Source organism: Vagococcus sp. WN80Y, assembly GCF_059621045.1.
The window spans coordinates 20,065-32,117 of record NZ_JCAQHY010000147.1; the positions used below are offsets into that span (position 1 = coordinate 20,065).

Annotated in this window: 19 protein-coding genes and 1 tRNA gene; 3 read left to right on the plus strand and 17 right to left on the minus strand. The window is 35.8% G+C overall.

Going from position 1 to position 12,053, the window contains the following annotated elements:
- Positions 1-3: 3 nt before the first annotated feature.
- The 13 genes from AC5KOD_RS10135 to AC5KOD_RS10195 form a co-directional block, all read right to left on the minus strand.
- A complete protein-coding gene (locus AC5KOD_RS10135) occupies positions 4-588 on the minus strand; it encodes a hypothetical protein (RefSeq protein WP_496914440.1) in 585 nt (194 codons plus the stop codon).
- Positions 582-878 carry a hypothetical protein gene (locus AC5KOD_RS10140; RefSeq protein ID WP_496914441.1) on the minus strand — a complete coding sequence of 99 codons (297 nt, stop codon included), beginning with the start codon at positions 876-878 and terminating at the stop codon, positions 582-584. The genes AC5KOD_RS10135 and AC5KOD_RS10140 overlap by 7 nt, the downstream gene beginning before the upstream one ends.
- A 72-nt stretch (positions 879-950) precedes the next feature.
- Positions 951-1,430, minus strand: coding sequence for an ArpU family phage packaging/lysis transcriptional regulator (locus AC5KOD_RS10145; RefSeq protein WP_496914479.1), 480 nt, complete (start codon positions 1,428-1,430; stop codon positions 951-953).
- Positions 1,431-1,469: 39 nt separating this feature from the next.
- On the minus strand, positions 1,470-1,823 hold the full coding sequence (locus AC5KOD_RS10150; RefSeq protein WP_496914442.1) for a hypothetical protein: 354 nt from the start codon (positions 1,821-1,823) through the stop codon (positions 1,470-1,472).
- A 207-nt stretch (positions 1,824-2,030) separates the two neighbouring features.
- Positions 2,031-2,207: a hypothetical protein gene (locus AC5KOD_RS10155; protein ID WP_496914443.1), complete on the minus strand. Its 177-nt coding sequence runs from the start codon at positions 2,205-2,207 to the stop codon at positions 2,031-2,033.
- 247 nt (positions 2,208-2,454) lie between these two features.
- Entirely contained in the window at positions 2,455-3,282 is an 828-nt protein-coding gene (locus tag AC5KOD_RS10160; protein WP_496914444.1) for a phage replisome organizer N-terminal domain-containing protein, read from the minus strand.
- A gap of 57 nt (positions 3,283-3,339) precedes the next feature.
- On the minus strand, positions 3,340-3,561 hold the full coding sequence (locus AC5KOD_RS10165; RefSeq protein WP_496914445.1) for a hypothetical protein: 222 nt from the start codon (positions 3,559-3,561) through the stop codon (positions 3,340-3,342).
- Positions 3,548-3,766 (minus strand): hypothetical protein, encoded by a 219-nt coding sequence (locus AC5KOD_RS10170; protein WP_496914446.1) that lies wholly within the window; start codon positions 3,764-3,766, stop codon positions 3,548-3,550. The genes AC5KOD_RS10165 and AC5KOD_RS10170 overlap by 14 nt, the downstream gene beginning before the upstream one ends.
- A 335-nt stretch (positions 3,767-4,101) precedes the next feature.
- A complete protein-coding gene (locus tag AC5KOD_RS10175) occupies positions 4,102-4,689 on the minus strand; it encodes a hypothetical protein (RefSeq protein ID WP_496914447.1) in 588 nt (195 codons plus the stop codon).
- Positions 4,686-4,814: a hypothetical protein gene (locus tag AC5KOD_RS10180; RefSeq protein ID WP_496914448.1), complete on the minus strand. Its 129-nt coding sequence runs from the start codon at positions 4,812-4,814 to the stop codon at positions 4,686-4,688. Before AC5KOD_RS10180 ends, AC5KOD_RS10175 begins: the two co-directional genes overlap by 4 nt.
- A 73-nt stretch (positions 4,815-4,887) precedes the next feature.
- Positions 4,888-5,151, minus strand: a complete 264-nt coding sequence (locus AC5KOD_RS10185; RefSeq protein ID WP_496914449.1) for a hypothetical protein — start codon at positions 5,149-5,151, stop codon at positions 4,888-4,890.
- Positions 5,152-5,295: 144 nt separating this feature from the next.
- Positions 5,296-5,583 carry a hypothetical protein gene (locus tag AC5KOD_RS10190; protein WP_496914450.1) on the minus strand — a complete coding sequence of 96 codons (288 nt, stop codon included), beginning with the start codon at positions 5,581-5,583 and terminating at the stop codon, positions 5,296-5,298.
- A 35-nt stretch (positions 5,584-5,618) separates the two neighbouring features.
- The gene (locus AC5KOD_RS10195; protein WP_496914451.1) at positions 5,619-5,819 is read right to left on the minus strand and encodes a helix-turn-helix transcriptional regulator; all 201 of its coding nucleotides are present in this window, start codon (positions 5,817-5,819) and stop codon (positions 5,619-5,621) included.
- Positions 5,820-5,961: 142 nt separating this feature from the next.
- On the opposite strand from AC5KOD_RS10195, the gene AC5KOD_RS10200 reads away from it, so the two are divergent.
- The 3 genes from AC5KOD_RS10200 to AC5KOD_RS10210 all read left to right on the plus strand — a co-directional run bounded on the left by AC5KOD_RS10200 (position 5,962) and on the right by AC5KOD_RS10210 (position 8,736).
- Positions 5,962-6,789, plus strand: a complete 828-nt coding sequence (locus AC5KOD_RS10200; RefSeq protein WP_496914452.1) for a helix-turn-helix domain-containing protein — start codon at positions 5,962-5,964, stop codon at positions 6,787-6,789.
- 67 nt (positions 6,790-6,856) lie between these two features.
- Complete coding sequence (locus tag AC5KOD_RS10205) at positions 6,857-7,525, plus strand: Fic family protein (protein ID WP_496914453.1); 669 nt, start codon at positions 6,857-6,859, stop codon at positions 7,523-7,525.
- Between the two features lie 59 nt (positions 7,526-7,584).
- Complete coding sequence (locus AC5KOD_RS10210; RefSeq protein ID WP_496914454.1) at positions 7,585-8,736, plus strand: site-specific integrase; 1,152 nt, start codon at positions 7,585-7,587, stop codon at positions 8,734-8,736.
- 106 nt (positions 8,737-8,842) lie between these two features.
- Here AC5KOD_RS10210 and AC5KOD_RS10215 read toward each other — a convergent pair.
- From AC5KOD_RS10215 to AC5KOD_RS10230, 4 genes are all read right to left on the minus strand, one after another.
- Positions 8,843-8,915, minus strand: a tRNA-Lys gene (locus AC5KOD_RS10215).
- A gap of 176 nt (positions 8,916-9,091) precedes the next feature.
- On the minus strand, positions 9,092-9,235 hold the full coding sequence (locus AC5KOD_RS10220; protein ID WP_496914455.1) for a FeoB-associated Cys-rich membrane protein: 144 nt from the start codon (positions 9,233-9,235) through the stop codon (positions 9,092-9,094).
- Between the two features lie 47 nt (positions 9,236-9,282).
- Complete coding sequence (feoB, locus tag AC5KOD_RS10225) at positions 9,283-11,445, minus strand: ferrous iron transport protein B (protein ID WP_496914456.1); 2,163 nt, start codon at positions 11,443-11,445, stop codon at positions 9,283-9,285.
- Positions 11,435-11,917, minus strand: coding sequence for a FeoA family protein (locus AC5KOD_RS10230; RefSeq protein ID WP_496914457.1), 483 nt, complete (start codon positions 11,915-11,917; stop codon positions 11,435-11,437). Before AC5KOD_RS10230 ends, feoB begins: the two co-directional genes overlap by 11 nt.
- Positions 11,918-12,053 lie beyond the last annotated feature (136 nt).

A 12,053-nucleotide genomic window follows, 5' to 3' on the forward strand; every position in this document is an offset into this window, starting at 1 on the left:
ATTTTAAACAAAGTGATCTTTAATGGCCTTTAGTAAATCAGAATAATTCGGGGCTAATCTTTTGTGACGAATGCGCCAGTAATCAGGGTATTTAGTTGAATAATCTGTCGGGTCAAAAAAAGATTCCAAATCGGTTTTCTCTTGCAATTCACTTAGAATTGATTTAACAGCTTGCCCATGCTCTGACTGAATTTTCTCAGAAGCTGTAAGGATCATCTCAGCTCCTTTAGAAATTTCTTCTAAAGCTTCGGCCTCTATCTCTGGAACAATTTTGGACATGTATTCCATGACTATTGAATTAGCTACTCCCTTTAATTGGGCATTACTTGATTTGACTAACCCTTTATACTCAGCCTCCAAAGATTCAACATCTTTAGAAAACATGTCATAGCTCGCCTTATGGCTGTTTAGCTCTTTATATTTCTCAAACGAAGGCTTGTATGATGCTTTACTCTCTAATTCTCGAATCTCCTTAATTGCTTTTCCTTGTTCTTCCCGTAGTTGCCAGAAATATTTTCTTTTTTCTTTAATTGGCGCTAACAAATCATTTAAAACTTTTAGTTTATCTGCATTTATTTCTGTTACCATGCGCTGCCTCCTTGCGTTTCAGAAAAGTAGTGACTATCTGAACGTCTTTTAGCATACTTCTTTTCAGCGATTTCTCTACCTATATCCCCAGGCTTACGTGGTTGAGGTCTTTTAGCATTTTCGGCTTTAAATTCTTTTGCCAACAGCAGTTGTTCATCAGCCCTAGCTACTTCTATCTTGCTTATTTGCTCTGAATCCAGTCCATATTCACTACCTAAAACTCTTGCCTGCCTAATATGGATAGATACATCCTTATTTTCATACTTACTCCCTAGATTATTCTCTGTCATCACATTTTCCTTCTTTCTTTATAGTTTCCATTTTAATTACTCACTATTTATAGATGGAGATTCATCAAAAAATTAGTTTGCATACTCCGTCAAATCTAAACTTTGGGCAAATTGTATGATGGCCGCTTTAGAATCGTTTATCACAACGTCTCTACCATATTTAATTCTTTCTTCCACTACATAAACAGGCAAATTTAGTATAAATCGATCCCAAAATACACGTTTAATTCTTTCAGTTTTCGGCTCACTATCATTCCCTATTGAAGCAAGCCCCTTTTGAAACAATTGCTCCAATTTTTCGTACTCCTCTTCCGCCTCCATGTTTTGAATAACAACACTTTCAACTGACGAAACGAGTTGGTTCATTTTAGTAGGTGGCACTAATGAAAAAGTAGCAGTAACCTTGGGTTCTCTTAGATAACCTGCTTTCAATCTAGATTCCTTGTAAAGTTTAATAAATGTTAAAGCATTAGCTTTAGTAGCTTGGTAATCAACATGCTTTTTACTCGTTCTTTGTGCATTTCGAACTAATTCTTTTAAACTCATCTCCATTGCCAAATAGTGCACCACCCTTACTACTCACATCTTATTTTATTCCTTAGATACCACAACCTTTCGTCTGACAGGCTCATCAGTCGCAACCTGATACTCCAATACATAATTAACAAGATAGTCCATTGTCATTAAAGGATATATCTCTACCTTAACGCGCTCTTTCAGAAAATCTGTAGCTATTTTAAGGAGTTCTCTGTTCTGAATTAATTCCCATCGTTCAAGTTCAATGACTCTTCCAACATAATCTTCTAACAATAAGCGATAGACGCCATTTTCATACTCACCATGCTTTAAGGCGTTTGTGTTACCATACAAGCCACCCGGACCACCTTTATTACCCTTGGCATTCTGATTACCAATTGGCGCCCCACGTTTCCGTTTTTTACTCAAAATAATCACTTCCTTTTGAAAAGTACTCCGATAAAATGAATAAAGTACTCCGTAAAATTTCTCGCCGTTACCATAAGCCACTAATAACAAATATTCAAGCTGCATGACTTTAATTTTAAGGAGGCAAGGTTCCGGAACGCTCTAAACAAAAAGGAGGACACCACTCACTAGCAACTAAGCTAATAAGAAGTGTCCTCCGTTGTTCGGTCAGACTATATTCGGTTTATCTGTTTCTAAATACTCTACGGTGGCTACTACCCCGTTTACCATAATGACCTTGTAGCTACCAAACAACGGTAACTCAATAATCTCATGTGTTTCTCTACCTACTAAAATCACTAAAGGTGACTCTGTTTCTGGTAGATCAATTTGGCGATTCCCCATACATAACTACCTCCTAATTATACTACATTTGAGTTCTTTTTTCCATTTTTTTAGCGTTACCAATGAAAAGGTACATCGTTACTAATTGAGTTTGTTTCAAATTTTTAATAAGACACCTCTACATTCAGTAAAATGCAATACTCATGCCATGTGCCCCTGTCTACTTTGCTACTACTTACTAACCAGTACTAATCAACTATTAAAACCGGCCTTTCATCTTTAGAGAGGAGGAAGCTTAACAACGTACTCAAAACGGAAGTCCATCATCTTCTACTTCCCATGGACTAGATTTGCTAGGAACCATGTTTAAATACTCATCAAACTTAGGTCCAAAAAGAGTCTTTGGCCGTAAAAAAGTTTCACCTGGTGTACCATCCTTAAATATTTCATTTTTCCAATGGAATACCATATTGTCAATTACCTTCTCAAAATCAAGCTTTCGAAACCCTTCATTCCATCTGGCTTGTATTAATTTTTGTTGATCTTCAACATTGCTAAAGGCTTTACCTGTTTCTTTATTCAGATAATCAATAATTTCCTGAAATGGGGGGAGGTCTTTTGTACATTTGTCATTTGAATCGTTTTTTCTTCCCTCTCTCTCTATATCTATCTCTAACTCTTTCTCTATCTCTAACTCTGGTGTACTTTTGTCATAACTTTTGTTCGACAATTGTTGTAACGTTTGTGCGCTGTTTTTCTCCTCTGCTATCCTTGATCGATAAACCCTTATCCTGTCAGCTTCTGTCGAAGATTTCCCTATAAAATTCTGTATATCCAACATAAAAATTGCGCCATTATCCATTACATCAATTAATCCTAAACTTTGGAATACCGTAATAGCTTTTTCAACAGTTCCAATGTTATGGCGTGTAACTTGCGCTAGCATGGTTGAATTAAAAGGTATACGCTCATTAAACATTAGTTTGCCTTCATTTTTCAAACTTCTTAAATAAAGCTTCAAAAGGATATTAGAGTAGAGATAACCATCGGGCATACTTTCTAAAACTATCATCTCATCACTATCAAAAAAATTATCTTTTAATTTTAAATAATAATATTTTTTATTATCACTCATTTCTATTTTCACCCTCTAATTTAATAAATTTCGCTAACTCATATTGACTATTTTTAGTCACTTATCTTTTCTTCGTAATTGCATAATTCCCTTAGCTAGTTCTAAGAACTTCTCACTAACCTTACCGCTAAACGTATTTTCTGCTGCTAATTCTTCTAATCGAGTTATATCAATTTCTAAATCCCCTAGATGACAATTACTCCACTTGACTAGCAACCTGTCCATCGTTGCCATAATATCAGCTACAACGATATTTGTGCATTCATTACTGGCTATCATTCTCCACACCCCCTTGTTCAATATAGAGATCGACCAATTCAATAAAGCTCAAAATAAATTCATTTAATAACGGAAACATATTCTTTGATTCCGATAACGAATTTTTAAGCTTCACTAACTGATTTAAACTAGCAGTACTCACTTTATCAGAAATATCATCTAACATTTGATCCATTAACTCTTGATGCACAGATGTTTTAGTCATTAAATTTTCCTCATTTCCATAGATTAGTTGTTATTTCAAGTTGTTTCCTGCTATAATGAGGACACAAAAGCCCATAACCTAGCAGTTTTGAGCCTGTCTTTCCTTTTGCTTTGGTCGGCAAGGAAAGACTTTTTTGCGTCCTTATTCATTTCTTAACAACTCCGTTTCTTATGTCTGCAGTAAGTACGCTCATCATAAACAAGCCACCACATTAAGGGAACTGAAACTGATAAAAGGATAAAAAACGTTAAGTTAATGCTAGCAAGAACGCCACCTACCAAGAATAATGTATACAATAATGCAGTTCTTCGTAAATTAAACATTACAATCCCCCTCTATAATTCATCTAATTTAGATAATAGTTCATTCGCTTTCTCACGATTACCATCAATCTCACCGTTAAGTACACGATTAGCCATATCTTGAATAACTATGCTGTCAACACTGATTTGGTCTTTTATCAGATGAAAATGTTCATCTGGATAGTTTGAATATGTCGGATGATTAACTCCCTTAAACTCACCTATTGTTCTCGGATCATCATAATTTCTAAAATTGAAATACGCCACAATTTGTTGCATTTTATCTTTCGAAAAAGAATTACTCTCACATTTTTCAAAAAAATCATCTGCTATGTCGGCAGAAATATACCAAATTCCATCAGCTTGAAAGAACTCTTTAGCTGGATATCTTGCAAAAATTGGAAACTCTTTTTTAAACTCGCTTAATGTCTCATGCTCTAAGTTAAACACTGACACAAGCCCTTGGTTTATCGCCTGTGGTGTCGGATCTCCCATTTGATCTATTAGCCCATTCTTGACCATTTCCTTGTAAATCTCGTCCTTATTGGCTTTTACGCCTATTGAATTTAAATACCTACATGACTGTTCCACTAATGGTGGATAAATTATGGTTGCTTTCATTTTGCTAGCTCCTTTTCTTTTTCTTCATCTCGAATGTTGGCCAGTCCTTGTAAAATTCCGGCTAACCAGAAACCTTTGACAGCTTCTTCAATTTGTACATACTCTTCTAAAGTTGCTAAAATCATTTTTGCTTTTTGTAAATTAGTAATAAGTCAACAACTCCTATAAAATATTTCCCATCTCAGCGACGCCCATCGCTTATTTTTGGTGTTGAAACATAAATCTTTCTAACTCGTCAACATGATAATAAACATTCCCATCATCTACCGGCTCACAACGCTTTAAACCTAACCGCTCATACTTATACAAAGTATTCATTGAAACATCATCATAAAACTTAGGTACATTTTTTTGCTGAATAAACTCTGGCTTACTAATCCGTTTCTCAGCTAATTCAAGCAAACGATTAAATGTCGTTTGATGCTGTTGTAATAGAGCATTTTCGTATTCCTGACTGAACATTAACATTTCTCCTCACCTCAATTTTTTATATTTAAAGTTTCATCAATATACGCCTTTTTAAACCTTCTTTAATCATTTGGGTATAAATACCTTACAATGATAATTCATCTTTTTTATCGCGACTTATAACACGTAAAAGTGTAACTAAAACTTTGCTTTAGCATCGTTTAACAACTTCATTCTTTGAGAAGCTACTTTTTTCTGTTCTATGCTCATATTACTTACTCTTTCTTTTCGAATAGAGACTTTACCGATTACTTTGCCAGACAATAATGTGATAGCCCCATTTGCTTCAATTACCTCCCTTTCAGCTTCAACATGCTGCCGCCACTTCTTATTAAGCATTGGCACATCACCATAATAAAACCATTCATCAAGTTGACGATCATATTGGAGTATTACTTCTTGTTCTTCCTTTAGTTGATACGACATAACTAGCCCTCCTTCGCAAAACATTACAAAACATTTCAAGTAAAAAAAATTTCATCAATTGTTATATTGGGAAAAATTTCCTTTACTAACAATTTGAACTTTAACTTTTCACTATCTGAGAACCGACTTTTCCCATTCTCCTTCATCCAATATGCGTGTTTAGATATAGCAAAGATTTTTGCCATATCTGCTTGTGTCATACCAAGCATTTTTCTGTAGCCAACAATTTTATTCACTTTCTCACCCCTTTCGTAAAACTTTACAAAACAAATATACCGTAGTATTTTATTTAAGTCAACAAAAACTTAAAACTTTGTAAAACTTTATCTAGCAAAATGGTAAACATTTGGGTATACTAAAGTAAACAGGGGTGAGAAAATGAAAGCTAGCAAAACAGAAATCGCTCAACGCATCAAAATGATAAGACAATCTAAAGGATTAACTCTTGAAGAATTTGGAAAATTTTTCAATGCAAGCAAAGGGGTTGTTAGTAACTGGGAATCTGGTAGAAACACACCTAGTAATGACAGACTAAAAAAAATAGCTGAGTTAGGAAATATGAAAGTCGAAGAGCTATTGTATGGAGAAGATAGGTCAATAGCAGAATTAGATCCTAAATTAATAGGGAAAATGGTTAGATTTACTCGTGAACTATTTCTTTATACACCTAAAGAGTTTGTTGACACGATCAACACACGTTTAGAATATTTAAAAGAAAGTTCTATATTGTATTTAAATGAATTAGATAAGATAGAAAATGGCTATATGCTTCCTACCACTGAACAAATTCATATAATGGCTAACATGGCCAATATAATATTTGATGATTTCGTAACTGGTAAAATTGCCATCTCATTTAGTAAGCTTGGAATTGAGAATTTTTTGAAAAAGAGCGGACAAACCATTGATGAGAATGCTTTAAAACCTCTAGTCAATGCTATGAATGAAACTAAAGTAATTCAATATAATTTTGCAGATATTTTACAAATGTACAGCTTTAATCTTAATTTTGCTACAAAAGATACTCTGATTAAAGATAAAGAAAGTTTAATTGAATACATGATAGAACGAAGAGATTCTCTTCTGATAGCTCAAAAAGAAAGCTCCTTACCACTTGAAATGAGCATGGATCTAGAGATTGAAGCTATTAGCATAACTGAAGATTTAGAAAGACTAGACGTTTATGAAAGGATATTTTTAAACTAATTAACGCCAAAAAGAAATACATTATAAACTGATCATCGAAAACAAAAGATAGGAGACAATTACCTTAATGTACCCTGACAAATATAAATTAGCACCCGATGAAAGTATTTTCCTAGCCAAGAAAACTCTTGTTGAAAATATCTATAGTCAGGCTAAAATGGAAAACATCAACATTACATTTCCTGATACAAAGACCATTATTGATGGTATGAGTGTATCAGGCCTTAATATAGACGATGTGCAAAAAGTACTTAATCTCCGTAACGCTTGGCAGCTTGTTTTAAGCAACATCGACGCACCTTTCACACTTGAATATGCCACAGACATTCACGCAATCGTTGCCTATGGAGAGCTCCCACAGTCTATGCTAAATACCTTACGTACTGGCGATGTAAGCATCGGTGGCTCATTTTATCAACCTGACGTTCCAATTAAAGCCAATGTTACTAAAAAGATCGATAATATTTTGCATAGTAAGACTACAGCAACCGAAAAGGCGCTTGATTACTTCCTATTTGCTTGTCGGTCTCAATTGTTTTGGGATGGAAACAAACGTACTGCCACCATCATTGCTAATAAGATACTTATTTCAAGCGGGGCAGGAGTACTAATAATTAACGAAAAGAGCCTACGTCGTTTTAATAAACTTATGATTGATTATTACGAAACAGCGGATAAATCTAAAATTAAACCATTTCTATACAATAATTGTATTCACGGCATCGATTACAACTAAAATAAAAAACTCCTTACCATCTCGCAAACGCCCAAAGCAAGATAAGGAGAGTAAAAATTATGGCAACTTTTAAACAATATGATTTAAAGAATGGCTCTAAAAAATGGTTATTTCAGACATATTTAGGTGTGGATGAGGTGACCGGAAAAGAAGTAAGAACTACTAGACGTGGATTTGATACGCTTAAACAAGCAAAACTAGAAGAAAAAAGGTTACAAGCTGATGTACTGCAGAATGGTCTTAAAAAGAAAAATGTGACGACATTCGAAGATATTTATCATCTCTGGTTCTCTCAGTATAAAAATACTGTTAAAGAGAGTACCTGGGCTAAAACAAAAGAAATGTTTAACAATCATATTTTACCGGCCTATGGAAAATTAAGGATTGATAAAATAGATGTTAAATATTGTCAAAAGACCATCAATACCTGGTTTGATCACACAAAGACCAAGTACAAAAGATTTAACAATTACACTTCTAATGTATTTGATTACGCTATTTCTTTAAGTATCATCTCTGATAATCCAATTAAAAAGGTTAGCGTTCCAAGAGTTATGGAAATTGTAAAAGAGGAGACAGAGTTCAATTACTACGACCGTGACCAACTAGCAGCATTCTTTGAATCTTTAAAAAAAGAGAATAATAAAAAAGCTTATACCTTTTTCCGACTACTAGCCTTTAGTGGCCTTCGTCAAGGTGAAGCATTAGCCTTAACGTGGAATGATATAAACTTTAAGGATAAAACATTGACAGTGAACAAAACCCTCACAAGAGGTGAAAATTCACGCTTGATAGTACTACCACCAAAAACAAAAAAGAGCGCGCGTACACTATCTTTAGATGATGGCACACTAGCAACACTTAAAGAGTGGCGTAAAATCCAACGGACGGAAGCATTAAGATTTGGCTACAACACAATGAATAAGAAACAACTTGTGTTTACTAACCAGGATAACAGCTTTTTGTCACCGGCCAAGCCTAGAAAATGGCTGATCGCCATTCAGACTAGATATAATCTAAGTAGTATCACTGTTCATGGTTTTAGACACACTCATTGCAGTTTGCTATTTGAAGCCAATGCTACTATTCAGGAAGTCCAAGAACGCTTAGGCCATAGTGATGTGCAAACCACCATGAATATATATACTCATGTCACTAAAAAGACAAAAGAAGAAACAGCTCAAAAATTCGCTAATTACGTGAATTTTTAAACTGTCCGTATTCAAAGCCGTATTCAGATAAAAAAATAGAATGGCATAAACGTTTTCTAAATGCTTTCGCACCAACGTTTATCCATTCATTTAGGTTTGGCACCTATGGGTTGTGGGGGGTTCGAACCCTCGACCCACGGATTAAGAGTCCGTTGCTCTACCAACTGAGCTAACAACCCAAAAATTAACTACAAAACATATTTTAGCACTCAAAATGTTCAATAGCAAGTGTTTTCCTCGCCTAATTTCAAAATTAATAAAATAACTGATTTCGATTTAGCCTAAGCAATCATTAAACTAAATCCCCTCATTTAGCTGCTAAAACTCAACTTGAATGAGGGGATTTCAATACGTTTTATTTTCGATTGGTCAATTGCTGAGGCTTAGCTGGACAATCGCAATCATGACAACTACTTTTTCTGTTTTTTTTCAAATACGTCACATAGATAACATAACCTGCTATTCCAAAAATAACTAGGCTTAAAATTAAAGTCGACATGGTTCTACTTCCTCTCTAGATATAGCCATTTCGTAAACTAATCAGAATTATATAGTGGATAAAGTCGCAACGACCTTTTTCGGCTTCCTAACTAATAAATAAATCAATCCGGTCACGACGCCAATTGCTAAGCTAGCACCTAAACCAAAGCTACCACCTTCAAAAAAGACATGCCCCAATTGGTACACCACAAAACTAGCTAGGTACGCTACCCCACACTGGAAACCAACAGACGCCATGGTCCATTTGAAATCCGCCATTTCACGGTGAATCGCCCCAATAGCTGCAAAACAAGGCGCACATAATAAGTTAAAGACCAAGAAAGAATAAGCAGAAACTGGCGTATAGGCGGCTCTCAGTGCCGGCCAGACTTCATTACCTGCCTCTGAAACTTCACTCAAACCGCCAAATAAGATCCCAAAGGTGTTGACCACATTTTCCTTAGCAATAAGGCCTGTAACTGTCGCCACAGTAGCACGCCAATCTCCCCATCCCAAAGGAATAAAAATAAAGGCTACAAGATTGCCTAGCGCAGCTAGAATACTTTCATCTGCAGTCACCATCTGCATGCGAAGATTAAAACTAGACAGGAACCAAATTAAGATACTCGCAACAAAGATAATCGTCCCTGCTCTTTTAACAAAAGCAAAACTACGATGCCAAGTTTGTTGTAAAACACCTCTCACCCTTGGTAGATGATAGGCTGGTAATTCCATAATAAACGGCGAGACATCTCCCGCAAATGATCGCGTCTTTTTAAGTACAATACCAGATAAAACAATGGCACTCATTCCAATGAAATAAGCAGAGGGCGCCACCCAGCTAGCATGAGGGAAAAAAGCACCTGCTATTAGCGCGATAATTGGCAGTTTAGCCGAACAAGGCATAAAAGTCGTTACCATTATCGTTATTTTTCGATCTTTTTCATTCTCAATCGTGCGGCTAGCCATCACACCCGGCACCCCGCAGCCTGTTGCGATCAGCATCGGAATAAACGATTTCCCAGACATCCCAAACCGGCGGAACAACCGATCCATGACAAAGGCAATTCGCGACATATACCCACAGTCTTCCAGTATCGCTAAACACAGAAAGAGAACAATTAATTGTGGGACAAATCCTAGAACAGCCCCCACACCCGCTATTATCCCATCTAAAATCAAACTCTGCATCCAGCTAGCAACACTTAATTGTTCAAGCCAGCCTGAAACAGTCGAAGGAACAATTTCTCCAAATAAAGTCTCATTCACCCAATCTGTCCCCATCGTTCCAACCGTTTGAATCGAAACATAGTAGACCAACCACATAATAAAGGCAAAAATCGGTAACGCTAAGAAGCGATTCGTCACCAATCTATCCAGCTTATCACTCACTGTTAATTTAAAATCCCCTTGATCAATCACACAGAGTTTGACAAGCTTCGTAATGTAATCATAACGCTCATTAATTAAAATGCTTTCACTATCATCACTAACTATTTTTTCAGTAATAGTAATAATTTCTTCAATTTCTATTTTTTCTTTAGTCGATAAATCAATATCCGCTAATACCTGTGCATCTCTTTCAAATAATTTCATACTATACCAACGTATAGTTTCATTAGCAACCATTCGTCCAACTATTGATAAAACTTTTTTTCCTTCTATAATAGAAGAGATTTCTTGCAGAGCTGTTTCTAAACGTGCATCATACGTAATCGGCTGCTGTTGTCTAGGTCGCTCTTTAATAACCGCCACAGCAGTTTCCATGACCTGATCAATCCCTTGGCGCTTAACTGCACTCGTCCCAACTACCTCAACACCTAAACCATAGGCTAGCTTCTCTATATTAACTTCTTTATTTTGTTTTTTTAAGACATCCATCATATTTAGTGCAATCACGACAGGAATTCCTAAATCCATTAATTGTAAGCTTAAATATAGATTTCGTTCTAAATTAGTTCCATCAACTACATTGACAATGGCATCTGGACGATCTTGTAACAAATAGTTACGGGCCACTACTTCTTCTGGCGTATAAGGTGCCAATGAATAAATACCAGGTAAATCTTGAATCAAGATAGTTTTATCTTTTTTATAGTGCCCTTCTTTTCGTTCCACTGTCACACCAGGCCAGTTACCGACAGACTGATTAGCACCTGTAAGCTCATTGAACAAGCTCGTCTTACCACTATTGGGATTTCCTGCAAATGCGATACGTTTAATTGTCATTTGGCTGTACATCCTTTACTAAAACTAGTTCAGCTTCCGCTTTACGCAAGGTTAATTCATATCCACGAATGGTTACTTCAATCGGGTCACCTAAAGGAGCAACTTTGCGAATCATGACGTCAACACCACGAGTCAATCCCATATCCATCAAGCGACGACGAATAACACCACTCCCTAAAACAGACTCAACTTTAGTTACTGTTCCAACTCGAATCCCATCTAAGGTCTGATAAGACACTGGTTGATCACTTTCAGTTAAAACCATCACTTGGCTAGCCACACTTTGACTTATAGCTAAACGTGCTTCTTTAACCATAATAATTAAACCACCTTGATTGTCTCGTGATATAATTCTAATTTCTGCCCCTTTGACAAAGCCTAAATTAGCTAAATGCCGCTCTGATGACCTAGCGTCAATGACCTCTTTAAAGTAATAAAGAGCGCCGATAGTACCTTCTTGTAAATTAATCATTCTTTCACCTCGCTATATTTTTTCACTTGTTGATATTTTCACATACCTTCCGTTAACGATAGTGATAATCATTCTCAATCATTATCTTTATATTAGCCCCCTACATACGATTTGTCAATGTAATTTCACTACATAT